The 15,685-nt window shown below is 42.1% G+C and carries 17 protein-coding genes; 8 read left to right on the top strand and 9 right to left on the bottom strand.

From position 1 onward, the window contains the following. Positions 1-3: 3 nt before the first annotated feature. Entirely contained in the window at positions 4-1,086 is a 1,083-nt protein-coding gene (locus tag HY063_00735; GenBank protein MBI3500297.1) for a mannose-1-phosphate guanylyltransferase, read from the top strand. Here the strand turns inward: HY063_00735 and HY063_00730 are convergent. From HY063_00730 to HY063_00720, 3 genes are all read right to left on the bottom strand, one after another. Next, a complete protein-coding gene (locus HY063_00730; GenBank protein MBI3500296.1) occupies positions 1,083-2,285 on the bottom strand; it encodes a PKD domain-containing protein in 1,203 nt (400 codons plus the stop codon). The two genes, HY063_00735 and HY063_00730, sit on opposite strands and share 4 nt — an antisense overlap. Next, positions 2,246-2,599 (bottom strand): hypothetical protein, encoded by a 354-nt coding sequence (locus tag HY063_00725; GenBank protein MBI3500295.1) that lies wholly within the window; start codon positions 2,597-2,599, stop codon positions 2,246-2,248. The genes HY063_00730 and HY063_00725 overlap by 40 nt, the downstream gene beginning before the upstream one ends. A gap of 138 nt (positions 2,600-2,737) precedes the next feature. Further along, positions 2,738-3,649, bottom strand: coding sequence for a hypothetical protein (locus HY063_00720; protein ID MBI3500294.1), 912 nt, complete (start codon positions 3,647-3,649; stop codon positions 2,738-2,740). Positions 3,650-3,733: 84 nt separating this feature from the next. Here HY063_00720 and HY063_00715 point away from each other — a divergent pair, with 84 nt between their 5' ends. Together HY063_00715 and HY063_00710 are read left to right on the top strand one after the other, a co-directional pair. Further along, on the top strand, positions 3,734-4,183 hold the full coding sequence (locus HY063_00715) for a hypothetical protein (protein MBI3500293.1): 450 nt from the start codon (positions 3,734-3,736) through the stop codon (positions 4,181-4,183). 45 nt (positions 4,184-4,228) lie between these two features. Next, on the top strand, positions 4,229-5,761 hold the full coding sequence (locus HY063_00710) for a T9SS type A sorting domain-containing protein (protein ID MBI3500292.1): 1,533 nt from the start codon (positions 4,229-4,231) through the stop codon (positions 5,759-5,761). 1 nt (position 5,762) lies between these two features. Here the strand turns inward: HY063_00710 and HY063_00705 are convergent, their stop codons facing one another. Together HY063_00705 and HY063_00700 are read right to left on the bottom strand one after the other, a co-directional pair. Beyond that, positions 5,763-7,808: a DUF1736 domain-containing protein gene (locus HY063_00705; GenBank protein MBI3500291.1), complete on the bottom strand. Its 2,046-nt coding sequence runs from the start codon at positions 7,806-7,808 to the stop codon at positions 5,763-5,765. Positions 7,809-7,835: 27 nt separating this feature from the next. Further along, positions 7,836-8,606, bottom strand: coding sequence for a TatD family hydrolase (locus HY063_00700; GenBank protein ID MBI3500290.1), 771 nt, complete (start codon positions 8,604-8,606; stop codon positions 7,836-7,838). An 87-nt stretch (positions 8,607-8,693) separates the two neighbouring features. Between HY063_00700 and HY063_00695 the strand changes: the two genes are divergently transcribed. After that, the gene (locus HY063_00695; protein ID MBI3500289.1) at positions 8,694-9,395 is read left to right on the top strand and encodes a hypothetical protein; all 702 of its coding nucleotides are present in this window, start codon (positions 8,694-8,696) and stop codon (positions 9,393-9,395) included. Here HY063_00695 and HY063_00690 read toward each other — a convergent pair whose 3' ends face one another. The 3 genes from HY063_00690 to HY063_00680 form a co-directional block, all read right to left on the bottom strand. Continuing rightward, positions 9,396-9,995: a hypothetical protein gene (locus tag HY063_00690; GenBank protein ID MBI3500288.1), complete on the bottom strand. Its 600-nt coding sequence runs from the start codon at positions 9,993-9,995 to the stop codon at positions 9,396-9,398. A gap of 49 nt (positions 9,996-10,044) precedes the next feature. Next, positions 10,045-11,382, bottom strand: a complete 1,338-nt coding sequence (locus HY063_00685) for a DUF4270 domain-containing protein (protein ID MBI3500287.1) — start codon at positions 11,380-11,382, stop codon at positions 10,045-10,047. 73 nt (positions 11,383-11,455) lie between these two features. Then, on the bottom strand, positions 11,456-12,277 hold the full coding sequence (locus tag HY063_00680) for a glycogen/starch synthase (protein MBI3500286.1): 822 nt from the start codon (positions 12,275-12,277) through the stop codon (positions 11,456-11,458). A gap of 130 nt (positions 12,278-12,407) precedes the next feature. Here HY063_00680 and HY063_00675 point away from each other — a divergent pair, with 130 nt between their 5' ends. Then, positions 12,408-13,283: a pantoate--beta-alanine ligase gene (locus HY063_00675; GenBank protein ID MBI3500285.1), complete on the top strand. Its 876-nt coding sequence runs from the start codon at positions 12,408-12,410 to the stop codon at positions 13,281-13,283. Between the two features lie 51 nt (positions 13,284-13,334). Further along, positions 13,335-13,529, top strand: a complete 195-nt coding sequence (locus HY063_00670) for a hypothetical protein (GenBank protein MBI3500284.1) — start codon at positions 13,335-13,337, stop codon at positions 13,527-13,529. A gap of 65 nt (positions 13,530-13,594) precedes the next feature. Here HY063_00670 and HY063_00665 read toward each other — a convergent pair whose 3' ends face one another. Further along, entirely contained in the window at positions 13,595-13,831 is a 237-nt protein-coding gene (locus HY063_00665) for a hypothetical protein (protein MBI3500283.1), read from the bottom strand. Positions 13,832-14,032: 201 nt separating this feature from the next. On the opposite strand from HY063_00665, the gene HY063_00660 reads away from it, so the two are divergent. Both HY063_00660 and HY063_00655 read left to right on the top strand, forming a co-directional pair. Beyond that, positions 14,033-14,380 (top strand): aspartate 1-decarboxylase, encoded by a 348-nt coding sequence (locus HY063_00660; protein MBI3500282.1) that lies wholly within the window; start codon positions 14,033-14,035, stop codon positions 14,378-14,380. A gap of 124 nt (positions 14,381-14,504) precedes the next feature. Then, entirely contained in the window at positions 14,505-15,536 is a 1,032-nt protein-coding gene (locus HY063_00655) for a flippase-like domain-containing protein (protein MBI3500281.1), read from the top strand. Positions 15,537-15,685 lie beyond the last annotated feature (149 nt).

The following is a 15,685-nucleotide window of genomic DNA, read 5'->3' as shown; positions in this document are numbered from 1 at the left end:
GAAATGAACAATAATTACTGCGTAATCATGGCAGGCGGAATCGGCAGCCGGTTCTGGCCCATGAGCCGCACCGCGCATCCCAAACAGTTCATTGATATACTCGGAACAGGAAAAACTTTATTGCAGCAAACCTTTGAACGTTTTCTTCCCGTTTGCCCGAAGGAAAATATTTTTGTCGTTACAAATGATTCTTATCGCGCGCTTGTACTGGAGCAACTTCCCGGGCTGAAATTTGAAAATCTTCTTTGCGAGCCCGCGCGAAAAAATACTGCGCCCTGCATTGCCTACGCTTCGTACAAAATTTTTTCGAAGAATAAAAAAGCAATCATGGTTGCTGCCCCTTCCGACCATCTTATCACGAAGGAAAATACTTTTGTGAAGGCAATCAAATCCTGTTTCCGCAAGGCGAAGGCAGAAGATTGTTTGATTACGCTGGGCATTCGCCCTACGAGGCCCGATACCGGTTACGGCTACATTCAATTTATAGAATCTCCCGTGAAAGAAAAAGACATGCGGATTAAAAAAGTAAAAACATTTACGGAGAAACCCGACAGCGAGATGGCAAAATTTTTTCTGCAGAGCGGAGATTTTTTGTGGAACGCGGGAATTTTTATCTGGTCGGCAAAAAGCATTGTGAAAGCATTTGAAAAATATCTTCCTGAAATAGCAGAAACTTTTTCAGCCGTGAAATATACTTCTTCAAAAGAAGAAGAAGGAATTAAAAATGCGTATGCCGCATGCAAAAATATTTCCATTGACTATGGAGTTCTTGAAAAAGCCGATAATGTTTACGTGCGCTCTTCCTTAATCGGCTGGAGCGATTTGGGAACGTACGGCTCGCTTTACAATCATAGTAACAAGGATGAAAAACAAAATGCAATTGTGGGGAAAAATGTAATGATGTATGACAGCAAAAACTGCATCGTTCATATTTCGAAAGATAAACTGGCGGTGATTGAGGGCTTGCAGGATTATATCATTGTGGAATCGGACGATATAATTCTGATTTGCAAAAAGCAGGACGAGCAGCGTATCCGCGATTTTGTAAATGATGTGAAACTGAAAAAGGGTGAACGGTTCGTTTAATCGGTGATGATTAATTTTCCTGTACCAAGAACTTTCCCTTCGGAGAAAAGTTTTAAGAAATAAATTCCGGCCGGCACTTCGCTCATATTTACTATTTCCTTTTCTGAATTTAATTTCTTTTCAAGAATAATTTTCCCAATCGCATCAGAAATTTTTATCTGCACATCTTTAAACATTGAGCATTGAATGCTGAATATTCCGCCCGATGGATTAGGATATACCTGAAACCCGAAACCTGAAACGTTCAACTCATTGATGCCCGTGCACGGATTCACGTGAATGATTGCCGTTGCCGATGCGGTGCATGAATCGCTGTTGGTATACGTGTAGGTGATAATTTTATTTCCCGTGGAAGTGCTGTCGGTATAAAAAATTCCGCTATAAACTCCGGGACCGGAATAAATTCCTCCGGCAGGATTTCCGCCCGAAAGAACCAGCGTATCAAGTTTGCAAAGCGTGTCAACCGGCAGAACCAGTGTAACTATTGGAAGCGAATCTACGAGCACAACTTTTTTCACCGTGTCAATGCAGCCGCTTGTATTATTTACAATGAGTGTTACGGTGTGCGTTCCCGGAGTAGAAAAAATATGCGTGGTGTTTCCTTTCGTTGTGTCATCTGTGATTCCATCGCTGTTAAAATCCCATGAGTAAGTATAATTTGCAGTGGTATCAAGATTCGAAGAAAGGTCGGTGAAACTCATAGGAGAATTCTGGCAAACCGTGTCGGCAGAAAAATCGGCAACCGGAATAAAATTGCAGATGACAAACGCTTGTCCTTCGTACAAACTCCAAACGTTCATGCTGTCGCGTACGCGGAGAAATAAATGATGCATGCCCGCAGTGAGCGGAGCAGTAGGCAAAGAATCGGTGAGCAGAATGCTGTCAGCCGGAGAAAAAGCCGGAAGCGGAATTCCTTTTCCGATTCCCGGGTCGGCATCGTAAAAATATTCTCCTGCGGCAAGGAAGTAAGAAGACGTGTTTGTTTGCAGCACTGTGTCGGATAAATAAAAACTTCCGCCTTCGTATAAACTCCAGATGTTATTGCTGTCTTTCGCGCGGAAGAAAATAGTATGGAAGCAGGAATTCAAGCCGGCAGTGGAAATGAAAAGCGTGTCGTAAATAGAATCAGCAGGAGAATTGGAATAAGCAAATCCGTTTTTCACTCCCGGGTCGGCATCGAAAAAATATTCTCCCTGCAATGAATCAAACTTTGCAACGGCAGCGAGCGTATCGTAAATATAAAACCGGTCGCCTTCGTATAAACTCCATACGCCATTCGTATCGCGGAAGCGGAAAAAAACTGAATGGAAACCGCATTCAATCCGTTTACATTTATATACACACTGTCGAGCAAAGAATCTCCGGGCGTAATGCTGAGCGGAAATCCTTTCGTTACTCCCGGGTCGGCATCAAAAAAATATTCGGCAGAATCAATTGACTGCGAAAACAAACCAGCAGAAGAAATAATCCAGAATGCAAACGCAATAAATAATATAGAGAAAGTTTTTTTCATTCTTCTTTTTTGAATAATGAGTAATGAAAACTTAATTCTGTTTTTTCGCTTTCAGAATCACGTGCAAACTATCTCCCACCGGAATCATGGGGTTCAGAATAGTCATTGATTTAATCTGCGGAATGGCAGGAGAACCGGTTAAATCGGGGAAGGGCTGGGCCCGCCAAACACTCCGATGTCGGTTCCGTCTGTGCCCGCATTTTTTCCCGGAGAAGTTGCCGCCAGCGAATAATCATAGGAGTAATTAAATGTATTCGAAGGCGCATTCACATACTGCGGATTCTGCGAAATAAAATTTCCGGTGCCGGTATTTGTGCCGAACGGAATGCTGTCATTCGCGGTTTGGTAGGTGATGTTGTTGTCAAACACATTCGCATTCACATTGGTTCCGTGCGGAGTGGAGCCGCTGAAAATATTATTCGTGATAAGCGCGTTGCTCACGTTGGTGAATGCGCTCGCGGTGGAGGTCTGGAAAAAAATATTGTTTGTGATTACAACAGTGGAGGAGGTGGAAATGGTGATGGTGCTCGCGTTGAAAATATTATTTCGAATCACAATGTTCGCTTTGTTGTTCACCGTTACCGAAGTGGGATTGATAATATTATTTTCAATCGTCCAGCCGCTGCCGGTAACATTAATTTTTGCCGCGCTCGAAGAAGTGAAATAATTCCGGCTCACCAGAACATTTTTTGTTCCGCCCGAATAGCCGAGCACTTCGTTCAGTTTGAAGCCGATTATTTTTGTTCCCGATGCGCCCGAAGCATTCGAAAGCGAATCGAGCTGCACAATGCCGAACTGCGCCACCGCAGGATTTGCCTTTTGCGGATTATGCCCCGTGCCAATGAGCGTGAGGCGTTTCTTGATGTTGATGTTTCCGTAGGAAGTTCCGCCCCCGTGCACGTAAAGCGTATCGCCCACTGCCGCGCTGTTAATTGCCGTTTGAAGATTGGTGAATTGCCCCGGACTGTTGGCGGCATTGCTCACGGTGATTACAGTTGCCTTTCCGAAAAAAGGAGAAAGACAGATAAGAAGAAAGTAGAATTTTTTCATCGGATGATAATTAATGAAGAATACAAATATAATTTTTTTTACATTTGAGTAAAACAATTCCGCCACCTAAAAATCCTACTCAATATGAAAACAAAAATTTTAATCGTTGCCGCGCTTGCCTTTGCAAGCATTGCTTCTTTTGCGCAGAAAAAAGAAGCCGCGCCCAAAAAAGAAAAAGACAAAGTGCTGGTGAATAAAGTTTTCACCGTTGAATTCACCGAAACCAGCGCCAAAAAACCCAAACCCATTGCCGATGAAATCAGTTTCAAAGGAGAGAAGTTGAATTCGAAGTTCATGACTTCAGAGAATAAACTTCCCGCTGCGGCTTATACTGTTTCGGTTGATTCTTCTTCATCCAGCAAGGATGCCACGTTTCAATCTTCCAGCAAAAACCCCGATGGCGATGAAGTGAAATGGGATGGCACCGTGAGCGGTGAGAGCATTGAAGGCACTGCCGTAATCACCACCAAAAAAGGAAAGACCATTGAGTATTCTTTTACCGGCAACCTGAAAGCAAAGCCGGGGAAGAAGTAGCGAATGGGGATGGTTAAATAAGACGTTTGTAAAATATATTTATGAATGAAAATTCTTTTTCCTTTCCTTTTTCTTTTCATTGTTGCGGATGAAACAGAAGCGCAAGTTAAATTTCAAAAAACTTATGGTAGTTTAGCAAGTGATTGGGCGAGCACTGTTCTACAAACTAGTGATAGTGGTTTTATTATTTGTGGAACAACAAGTTTTGGCGCAGGTGGCACACATGATATTGGAATTCTCAAAACTGATTCAAATGGTGTTTTAAAATGGACTAAAACGTTTGGTGGAGGAAATGAAGATAGAGGTTATGATATCAAAAAAACTGCTGATGGCGGATTTATTGTGAGTGGCTCAACAGAAAGTTTTGGTGCTGGAAAAAGCGATGCTTATTTAATAAAAATTGATTCAATTGGTAATTTGCAATGGTCAAAAACTTATGGAGGAACGGGTAATGATTTAGGATATTCTGTTCATCAAACAAATGATGGAGGATACATAGTAGCAGGTTCTGGAATCAACAATCATTTTTATTTAATAAAAACTTATTCGGATGGCAATCTGCAGTGGACAAAAACTTACGGAGGAACATGGAGTGAAGATGTTTTTTACATGTCGCAAACTAATGATGGGGGATTTATTCTTAGCGGAAGGACGTATAGTTTTGGAGCTGGGAAAAGTGATATTTATCTTGTAAAAGCAGCTTCAGATGGTACTTTACAATGGTCGAAAACTTTTGGCGGCACAGGTGATGATGTTGGATCGTCAGTGCAGGAAACAAATGACGGAGGATATATTATTATTGGTGAAACAAATAGTTTTAGTGCGGGCAATAATATTTATTTAATCAAAACATATTCTAATGGAAATTTACAGTGGTCAAAAAGTTATCAGAATGGTGAAGGATATGCAATAAAGCAAACTACCGATGGAGGATTTATTATTGCAGGCAATACTAGTTTTGGTTCTGGTGCATTTGACATTGGTTTAATGAAGACTTCTTCAGATGGAGTTTTACAATGGTCAAAAACTTTTGGTGGTACGAATGGGGATATTGGTCGGTCATTTGAACAACTAAGTGATGGATACATTATCGTTGGTTCTTCGTGGACTTTTGGACCAGGATTTGTAGATATGTATTGTGTAAGAACAGATTTAAATGGTAATACTGCTTGTAATCAAACAACCTCTTTCCCCATAGTAACCACACCCAATACTATTGTAACAACTCCTGCCACGCAGGTTTCATCGGGAGGAGTGATGGGAAATCCCGCCACGCAAACCAGCAGCGGTGGAGTTGAAACCACGCTTTGTTTTTCAAACGGTATTAATGAACTTACGCAAGAAGGTGTTATTAATGTGTATCCGAATCCCTCGCCTGATGGAATATTTACAGTTCAATGTTTAAAGTTCAATGTTGGAAAGGCAGAGGTTTTCAATGTATTTGGGAAAAAAATTAAAACCTTAAACTTTGAACACGAAACTTTTAATATTGATTTGAATGCCCCAAGCGGAATCTATTTCCTTCAACTCAAAACCAAAGAGGGAACAGCAGTAAGAAAAATTATAATCAGCAAATAACTTATTTCTTCAGCGAAGGGTCCAGTTGAAATGCTTTCTGAAAATTCTCACCGGCTTTTTCTTTATTGCCTTTGTTCTGCCAACTCAGGGCAAGGTTCATGAATATGCGCGCATCTTCTTTTTTGAATTCTGATTTTAGTTTCAGCGCTTTCTCAAATTCATTGATTGAATTGTCATAGTCCTTTTTCATTGCGTAGCATATTCCTAAATTTTCGTGATACCCTTCGTCATCGGGTTTGTTGGCAAGCGCTTCTTTCAGCAGGGGAATTGCTTTGTCCACATCGCCTTTTAATTTTCCATATACCAAACCCAGCGCGCCCTTTGCCATGTACTGCGCCATGGTGTTTTCCGGCTTGAGCGAAATAACTTTTTGCTGGTAAGCAATGGCAGAATCGGGCGCTCCGCTTTTTTCCCAGATGAGCCCGATATTGTAATAGCAATAATGGAAGTACGGATTTATTTGCATGGCTCTTGTAAATTCTTTTTTCGCCAGCGCAAAAATGGAATCGCGCTTGGGCGAAGGCGCATCTTCCATGTGAGAAGTGAAAACAGTGTTTGCAAAATAGTAATGCGCGTTGGCGCTGTTGGTGCTGGTTTTTACATCGGCAGTGAAAAGCGCTTCATTATTTTTCCAGACAGGATTGCGTGAAATTGTTTTTATCGAATATGGAATAATAATTAGTGCAAGAGGAATCATCAGTTTTGTATTTCTGAAAATATCTTTTCGTAATTCGTAATTCGTTATGTTCGTAATTCGCAGCAGAACGGCAGCAAGCGCAAGGCAAAATCCCAAAGAAGTTATATAAGCAAACCGTTCGCCCATATTTGTGCCAATCAGGAAAAATAAATTTGAAACGATGGAAATGGTTATAATGTGAAAGAGAATGGCAAAGGAGAAAATATGGTTAATGGTTAATGGTTGATGCCTGCCTGCCGGCAAGGCAGGGCTGATGGTTGATGCTTCTAAACTTGGGGCTTTAAACTTTGCAATTAAAATTTTCACTGCGTAAAAAAATAATCCGGCATAAATTAAAATGGAAATGATTGCTTTCGGGTTTGATAAACTGATAGCGGGAATTTCATTGAACGCATAATCGGAAGTGAGCGGATGAGGAAAAATCAGGAGCAGGAGATACTTCAGAAGAATCCAGCAAACGGTGGCGAACTTTTCCGGGAAAGGAATTTGCATGGGCAGAGCAGGAAAATTTACTTTCATGAAAGGGTTATCGGTTAAATCATTGCTCACGCGGTCGCCAATCATGCCGACAAAATGAGTTCGCAGAGCAAGATAAATTCCTGCTGTAATAAAAAATGGAATGGAGAGCAGTAAACTTTGCTTACTATTTTTTCCTGCAAAGCAAAACAGCGCCAGCGGAATAATGGCGATGAAAGTGATTCCGTTTTCTTTTGAAAGAAGTGCGGTGAAATAGCAAAGCGCTCCGTAGAAAATAAGAGCCCCCCTCCTGCTCCCCCCGTTAGGGGGAGAGATGCGTGCGTAACGAAAAAGAAAAAAAAGTGTCAGGCAAAGAAAAAGAAACGAAACAATTTCATCCCGGCTCTTGATGTTTGCCACAACTTCCGTGTGGATGGGATGAGCGATAAATAAAAGTGTGGCAAGAAAAGCAAGTAATTTATTCTTCGGGAAAATTTCTCCGAGCGTCATAAATAAAACCATTGCAGTAATTCCATAGAGAAGAATATTTATGAAGTGATACGGATGTGCATTGTCGCCAAAGAAATGATATTCGATGGCGAACATGATTAAAGTTAAAGGCCTCCACCGCCCGCCTTCCAGGTCAAGCGCGTTGCCGTAAATTCCATAGAACAAATCTTTGGTGGCGAGCGTTTTTATTCCTGCGAAACCTTCCTTGGTATATTTATTTCCGGTGATGACAACCGAGTCGTCAAAAGCAAATTCATGATTGAGCGTGTTGATGTAAAGCCCGCAGGCGAGAAGGAAAAGAAAAATGTAAGCCCACCGATACGATGGTTGATGGTTGATGGTTGATGGTTGATGGACTTTTTTATTTTTATTTTTTTTTCTCATTCGGGTTATTTGTATCAATTCGTGAAATTAGCGGCTGAATATTTCTTCTGCATTTTTTGTTGTAACTGCTGCAACTTCTTCCAAAGAAATTTCTTTTATCTCCGCAATTTTATTGGCAATAATAGGTAAATAGGAACTTTCATTTCTTTTTCCGCGATAAGGCGCAGGAGCAAGATAGGGCGAATCGGTTTCGAGAACGATATGTTTCAAATCAATTTGCCTCAGCACCTCCGGCAAAGTTGATTTTTTATAGGTGATAACTCCGCCTATTCCCATTTTAAAATTTCCAAGCGAAATAATTTTATTTGCTTCTTCCAACGTGCCGGTGAAGCAATGAAAAATTCCGCGCAGAGTTTTGTCATTTTTCGATTGAACAATTTCAAACGCATCGTCAAAACATTCACGCTGGTGAATTACAATCGGGAGATTCAGTTTTTTAGCCCGGTCAATTTGTTGTGAGAAAGCATCTTTCTGCTGGGGAATAAAAGTTTTATCCCAGTAATAATCCATCCCGATTTCTCCGACCGCAATAAATTTTCTTTTGCTCAGCCAATCTTCTACAATTTTTAATTCCTCCGGATAATTTTCCTTCACCGAACCCGGATGCAAACCCATCATGGCAAAACAATTTTCTGGAAACTGCTCTTTCAGTTTCAGCAGGGAAGCAAGGGAAGACGCATCAATATTAGGCAGAAACATTTTTTGTACGCCCGCAGAAATTGCGCGCTGAATCATTTCCGTTCGGTCAGCATTAAATTCTTCAGCGAAGAGATGGGTATGCGTATCAATAAAAACCATGCTCAAAAATAAACTTTATTCAGGCATTGAATTTGTTCTTTGAAATCTCAAATGAAATTTTATCTTTGGCAATTAAATTCAATCATCATGAAAAATATTTTTTTAGCCGGTGCAATCACTTTTTTAATCGGTGCAATTACTGCCGCTTCCGCACAGAAAATAAATATTAAAGTCACGGAATCAACCGAACGAATTGGCGGAGGAAAAAATCCGGCTTTTGTGGTGAGTGTGTACGATGCTGCGCCCGATGACGTGGAAAGCAAATGGAAATCGCTGATGAAGGATTATCGCGCAAAAGTATCTATGAAAGACGAGGTGTTTGCCGATAACGCGGTGATTTCTGAAATCAACGGCAACAACACAATTGATGTGTATGCGAAAGCGGAAAAAGTGAAAGACGATGAAACAAAACTTACCGTTGCGTTTGATTTGGGCGGAGCATTTCTGAGTTCTTCCGCCAGCAAAGATAAATTCAACGAAGCAAAAAAAATTGTAAATGATTTTGCTGTCAAAACCACCAAAGATGCAATTGCCGGCAAACGTAAAGCAGCAGAAAAGATTTTTAACTCGCTCGAAGACGACCAGCATGACTTGGAAAAGCAGCAGAAAAAACTGAATTCAAATGTTGAGGATTATAAAGCGAAGATTGAGGACTACAACAAGCGCATTAAAGAAGCGCAGGATGATTTGGCGAAAAATAAAACGGACCAGGAAAAAAAGAAAGGCGAACTGGATGCTCAGAAAAAAATTGTTGACGCGATTACAGCAAAAGAAAACGCTGTGGAATAATTAATTTCCGTATACTTCGTCTCCTGTTTTGTTTTTCTTTTTCTTTTGCTTTTCAGGTTTAGGAGAATCTTTTTCACTTTTTGTTTCAGGCAGTTCTTCTTTTACAATGGCAGCAGACCAGTTGCCGTAATTTCTCAGATGCACGGAGCGGTCAACGGGCAGCGTATTCCAGTTAATTGCGTATCCTAAATTTATCCACACATGCGGATAAAAGTCTGCGTGATGATGAAAATGATAGTTCGGCTGAAACGTAAATGCCGATGCCACGCACAGCGCAGTAATTCCTCCCACAATCAGCACAGCGGCTACTGTCTCGGCTGTTTTTTCTGCGCGTATCCGCTCGCGCGTATTTCCGGCAAGTATGTCAATTTGCGAAAGCGAAACCTGCGAGTTGTCAAACACCAAAGATGAATCTGTAATTTCCCGTATGAAACCTTCGTGAACCGATTTATCCGCTTTTATTCCGAACACAACATACGAACCCTTGCGGAAAATATCCGATTGATTTGTTTTCGGATTGGTGAGGGAAAGAACATTATCGGCAAAAGCGCTGATAAAGATGCAGGAAAAAATTATGGAAAGAGCAACTGATTTTTTCATGAAAAGAAAATTATGGTTACTTCTGATACATCAGAAATTATACCATCACTTATTGCAAAGGCGTATACGTAATTTTCAGGCGCATTTTATTCGCCAGCGCTTTGTTTCCTCCCAAAAGCACAATCCGGTTGGCAGTGGTGGGGCGGGCATTGGCAAGAAGATAAAGCCCCTGATTTTTTCGGGTGCCGTTCAGCACCTGCTGAATGTAGCGCGCAATATTAAACTTGTAAACTTTATTTGTTGCATCGTAATCGCCTCCGAAATAAGTGGCGCCTTCAAAATAATCGGGCATGATAATGGGACCTTTTGCGCTGTCGGCAATTGTTGCCACTAACTTTGAAACCGTAGGATAAACGGTATCAATCAATGAAGGTTCAACCGGCAAAATCAACTCAGCTTTATTGACGGCAACTTTTTTATTCCTGAAGAAATCCATAATGTAAGGCATGGAAATTTTTGCGCGCACTCCCGCCATCGGCTGAACAAAAACTTTGTCTTCCTGAACGGAAGCGGAAGAATTTAACTGCTGCTGAATATCTGTTGTGCCTGAATAATCATGTTCGAAATGCGAAAAGCGCGCGCACTCTGATTTCATTCCGAAATAATAGTAGAGCGAATCGGCAGAATCATTATGATAGTAAAGCGTGAGGCGTGAAAAATTATCGGAAGGGCTCAGATATAAAATAGCTCCCTGGTTTGAAGCGGGCAGGGTAGAGGAGAGCAGGTAAATTCCTTTGAACGCAGTTTGAAAATTTGTGTTGCTGTTGTAAGCAGAAGTATACGATGGGTCATCCAGGAAATGCTGAAACATTCCCTTGCTGAGTTTTATTCTCAGGTGAGCGGGAAACTTCAGCGTGTCAACGGAAACAGAATCTGCGTTCACTGCCGGAGCAATGACAGCGCTGCCGATTATCTGGGTGGAATAAAAATAATTCTGCACCGAAACATTGGAATAATAATCCGTGTTGCTGCTGAGTGTTTGCGATAATTCATACACATCAAATTTCTGTGCAGTCAGGTTTCCGTAATGCTGAATGGCTGTTCCAGACACAACATAAACCAATGATAGAACCGCTGAATCCAGTTGCGGGTTTGTTCCGAAATCAGGACTGGTGGCGGAGAGAGAAAACTGTGAAAGCAGTGATGCTTTTGTTATACTGAATACAGGGTCATTCATGTTTCCCAAAAGAACAGTCGAAAGATTTGTTGTATTGAGCGAATCGTCTTTCACGGTATGCGCAATAAGAGTTGCGGTATCGGTAAACTGCGCGTTCAGCAAATCTCCGCTGGGAAGAAGCGGAAGCCCGATATCTTCGGGAGTTTTCTTTTTGCAGGAAATAAATCCGAGCAGAAGAAAAAAGAAAATGCATTTACTGAATGTTCCCATAAAAAAATATCCCCCGATAAAATTTATCGGGGGACAACGTTACGAATATTTATTTATTTGATGAATGGCTCTTTCAAGCCATAGCAGGTTCCTCTTCCAGAACTGCATCGTAAAAATCGTTATACATATCAATATAGTCCTCTCCCGGATGTTCGAGCACGGGCTTACCGCACTTCTTCAGGTATTTTTCAATTTCCGGATTGGCTTTGTCCACCACTTTAATTATAGCATCGGAAAAATCAATGGCAGTTTTAATCAAGGCGGAATAATTGGGGACTTTCAAATGCTTCACATCTTCTTTGCCGATTCCTTCGAAGAATGCTTTGCCGGCTAATTCCTTATTCAATGTTCCTTTGAATTCATCATCAAAGATAGAATATACAATTCTTGTTTCTGCAAAGAGCGGGTCATCGGCAAATGATTTTTTCAGATACATGGGCACCAGCGAAGTCATCCAGCCGGAGCAGTGCACAATGTGCGGAGCCCATCCGAGTTTGCGCGAGGTCTCAATCACTCCGCGGCAGAAAAAAATAATACGTTCATCGGTATCGGGGAAAATGCTTCCGTTCTTATCGGTTACCATTGCCTTGCGGCTGAAATAATCTTCGTTGTCAATAAAATAAACCTGCATGCGCGCAGCAGGAATGGAAGCCACCTTGATAATGAGCGGATGGTCAAAATCATTTATGATAAGATTCATGCCCGAGAGGCGGATTACTTCGTGCAACTGATGCCTGCGCTCATTGATAATTCCGTAGCGCGGCATGAAGGTGCGTATTTCTTTTCCTGCTTCCAGGATTCCCTGCGGGAGTTGGCGGCTGATAATGCTTGCCTGACTTTCTTCTACGTAAGGAGTAATCTCCTGCGACACGAATAACATTCTGGCTTTTTTCATAGGATATATTTAGTTGATAAGATTTTTTTAAGAGGATAGGTTTTCATTAAAACGAGCCCAAAGATACTAATAAAATTTTTACAACTGAACAAATATTTAAAGTAGTTTTGGCGCGCATTGAAAATTTCTTATGAATGTTTGTACAACCATACAAGATACTAAAAATTATTTGAATTTCCGCAGAAAAGAGGAAAAAACTATTGGCTTTGTGCCCACCATGGGGGCTTTGCACCAGGGACATATTTCACTTCTGGAAAGATGCAAAAAAGAAAATGATATTGCTGTGGCAAGCATTTTTGTAAACCCGCTTCAGTTCAACGATAAAAAAGATCTTGAAAACTATCCGCGCACCCTTGAAACGGATAGTGAGAAGTTGAAAGCGGCCGGATGCAACATGCTTTTTGCTCCTTCGGTGGAAGAGATGTATGGCAAAAATCCAATGCTGCCTTCGGAACATCCGGAATCTTTTTTTGATTTGGGCGGGCTTGATTTATTCATGGAAGGCGCTCACCGCCCGGGGCATTTTCAGGGGGTTTGCACGGCAGTGAAAAAACTCTTCGGTATTATTCAGCCGCGCAAGGCGTATTTCGGAGAAAAAGATTTTCAGCAGTTAGCAATTATAAAACACATGGTGAAAATGCTGAAGATTCCTGTTGAAATAACCGGCTGCCCCACCGTTCGCGAAGAAGACGGGCTTGCCATTAGTTCGCGCAACAGGGTGTTGACGCCTGAAGAAAGAAAAAATGCTCCGCTCATTTATAAAACATTGCTGGGAACAAAAGCCACCGGGGGCACGCTTGTGCAAATACGAACATGGGTGGAAGACCAAATCAACTCCAGCCGCTTTATGAAATTAGAATACTTTGAAGTTGTAAATGCCGGAACGCTTCACCCTTTATCAAACGAAGAATTTCACCATGCGCGCCTGTCGGCTCCGGAAGGATTGCAGGCATGCATTGCGGTTAAAATGGGAAGTGTGCGGTTGATTGATAATATTCCTTTCTGAAAACTCTCCCTCTTTCCCTCTCTTTATACTGAAACAAATCGGCTTTGCGAAATGTTGAAGTTTTTAGAAGCGGAAGAAAAGTTTTTGCTGAAAGATTCCAGCGGGCAGGAAGTGTTCATTCGTATTTCGGTAATGAACGCCCGCGGGCAGAGCAACTGGAGCACGGTGGTGTCTTTCATTTCAAGAACGGGCGTAAACCCTCCATCGCCATCGCCCAATCCGCATCCGCTGCCGCCTGCTGTTTGACCGTCATGGAGCAGCCCTGCCTGTCATCACGAAACAAAACAAACGATGCCTGCCTGCCGGACAGGCTAAACAAAAAAAACGATGCCTGCCTGCCGGACAGGCAGGGCGGGCAGGGCTTTTTCGTAACCGTTCGCTGAGTTACCGTCATCGTTCACCGGGTTACCGATATACTTCACCGGCTTACCGATGTACTTCACCGGCTTATCGTCATACATCAGGGGCTTATCTCCATACTTCAGCCGCTTACCGATGTACATCACTCGCTTACCTCCATACTTCAGCCGCTTACCGATGTACATCACTCGCTTACCTCCATACTTCACCCATTTACCGTCATACTTCAGGGGCTTATCGTCATACATCACTCGCTTTGGTATGGAGTAAAGTCAGATTACTCCATACTTCACTCGCTTACCTATCATCATTTTTCGGGTGTTTCTGCATATTAATGGGAACCAGTATCGCACAGGGTTTATTTATTTACCTTCGCGCCACTAATTTTTATGGAAATACAAATTCTGAAATCAAAAATTCACCGCGCGCGCGTTACCGAAGCCGATTTGAATTACGTGGGAAGCATTACCATTGACGAAGATTTGATGGATGCCGCCAACCTGACTGTCAACGAGCAGGTACACGTGCTGAATTACCGCAACGGGGAGCGAATCATTACCTATGTAATCAAAGGCGCAAGAGGTTCGGGAATCATTTGCATGAATGGTCCGGCTGCTTTGAAGTTTGCCATAGGTGATGAAGTGATTGTGCTCGGCTATGCCGCCATGGATTTTGAAGAAGCAAAAAAATTCAAACCGAGTTTGGTTTATCCGAATCAATCCAACAAAATAAAATAACAGTTTATAGTTCATTAGTTTTTAGTTATGGTTAAATGGTTTTTGGTTTTAGTTATAGTTTTGACCCTAACCATCAACCACAGAACTAAAACCTTTAACTAAAAACAATAAACTGATATTTCTTTTGAAAAAATACCTCCTCACCGCCATTAAGTTTCTCGTTTTCCTTTCGCTCGGCATTCTTCTGATTTGGCTGGCGGTGAAAGACCTTACGGAAGAAGACAAAACGCAAATCAAAAAATCGCTTGCAGAAGCCAATTATTTCTGGATTGCGCTTGCCATGCTGATTGGAATTGTATCGCACATCAGCCGCGCCATGCGGTGGAAAATGCTGCTGGCGCCTTTGAATCTCTCTCCGAAACTCAGCACCACTTTTTATGCGGTGATGATTGGCTACATGGGCAACCTGGCGCTGCCGCGGCTCGGAGAAGTGCTGCGCTGCGGAATTTTGAAACGCTACGAAAAAATTCCGCTCACGCAATCGTTCGGCACCGTAATTTCAGAACGGGTGGTTGATTTGATTTCGCTGGTCATTCTTTTCGGCATCAGCATCTGGGTGGGCTATGAGCGCATGCACGATTACATTTCTCAGAATATTTTTTCTCCGCTGAAACTGAAACTGCATTCGCTTCTTGAAAATAAAATTCTACTGCTCGTTTTAACGGGCGGGGTTCTTCTTCTTCTCTTCTTACTTTTTCTTTTCCGGAAAAAGATTCTTCAAAACCCCCTCGCGCAAAAAATACGCGGGCTGCTGCTGGGTTTTCTCGATGGAATCCGCTCGGTGGCGCTGGTAAAAAACCCGCTGCTGTTTATTTTCCATTCGGCATTCATCTGGTTTATGTACCTGCTCACGGTATATGTGTGCGTGTTTGCTTTCAGCGAAACCAAATCGCTTACGCTGGGCGATTCGCTTTTGATTATGACCTTCGGAAGTTTAGGCGTGATTGCCACGCCCGGAGGAATTGGCGCTTACCAGTGGATTGTTTTGCAGATAATGCTTTTCTGGGGATACTCTACTGCTATGGGAGTTGCCTTCGGATGGGTGGTGTGGCTGGCGCAAACGGTGGTGGTGCTGTTGTTCGGGCTTCTGTCGTTCGGGTTGCTGGCGATAAACAATAGGGAAAATTCCAAAATACAAATTCCAAATAACAAATAATCTCCAAACTTCAAATTCGAAATTCCAAACGTTTTGAATTTGGATTTTCAGATTTGAAATTTGACTTACGCAAAACGGTGTCATTCCGAGCGAAGCGAGGAATCTCCTTTGTGCCAAACATAGGAGATTTCTCCCTCTGGTCGAAATGA

The organism is Bacteroidota bacterium, assembly GCA_016195025.1.
Lineage (GTDB): Bacteria > Bacteroidota > Bacteroidia > Palsa-948 > Palsa-948 > Palsa-948.
This window is presented reverse-complemented; position numbering and strand designations above follow the sequence as displayed.

Bases quoted from the DNA above. Each gene is read 5' to 3' on its own strand.
- HY063_00735 (MBI3500297.1), top strand. From the start codon at position 4: ATGAACAATAATTACTGCGTAATCATGGCAGGCGGAATCGGCAGCCGG.
- HY063_00725 (MBI3500295.1), bottom strand. From the start codon at position 2,599: ATGAAAAAAACTTTCTCTATATTATTTATTGCGTTTGCATTCTGGATT.
- HY063_00720 (MBI3500294.1), bottom strand. From the start codon at position 3,649: ATGAAAAAATTCTACTTTCTTCTTATCTGTCTTTCTCCTTTTTTCGGA.
- HY063_00715 (MBI3500293.1), top strand. From the start codon at position 3,734: ATGAAAACAAAAATTTTAATCGTTGCCGCGCTTGCCTTTGCAAGCATT.
- HY063_00710 (MBI3500292.1), top strand. From the start codon at position 4,229: ATGAAAATTCTTTTTCCTTTCCTTTTTCTTTTCATTGTTGCGGATGAA.
- HY063_00705 (MBI3500291.1), bottom strand. From the start codon at position 7,808: ATGAGAAAAAAAAATAAAAATAAAAAAGTCCATCAACCATCAACCATC.
- HY063_00700 (MBI3500290.1), bottom strand. From the start codon at position 8,606: ATGGTTTTTATTGATACGCATACCCATCTCTTCGCTGAAGAATTTAAT.
- HY063_00695 (MBI3500289.1), top strand. From the start codon at position 8,694: ATGAAAAATATTTTTTTAGCCGGTGCAATCACTTTTTTAATCGGTGCA.
- HY063_00690 (MBI3500288.1), bottom strand. From the start codon at position 9,995: ATGAAAAAATCAGTTGCTCTTTCCATAATTTTTTCCTGCATCTTTATC.
- HY063_00685 (MBI3500287.1), bottom strand. From the start codon at position 11,382: ATGGGAACATTCAGTAAATGCATTTTCTTTTTTCTTCTGCTCGGATTT.
- HY063_00680 (MBI3500286.1), bottom strand. From the start codon at position 12,277: ATGAAAAAAGCCAGAATGTTATTCGTGTCGCAGGAGATTACTCCTTAC.
- HY063_00675 (MBI3500285.1), top strand. From the start codon at position 12,408: ATGAATGTTTGTACAACCATACAAGATACTAAAAATTATTTGAATTTC.
- HY063_00670 (MBI3500284.1), top strand. From the start codon at position 13,335: ATGTTGAAGTTTTTAGAAGCGGAAGAAAAGTTTTTGCTGAAAGATTCC.
- HY063_00660 (MBI3500282.1), top strand. From the start codon at position 14,033: ATGGAAATACAAATTCTGAAATCAAAAATTCACCGCGCGCGCGTTACC.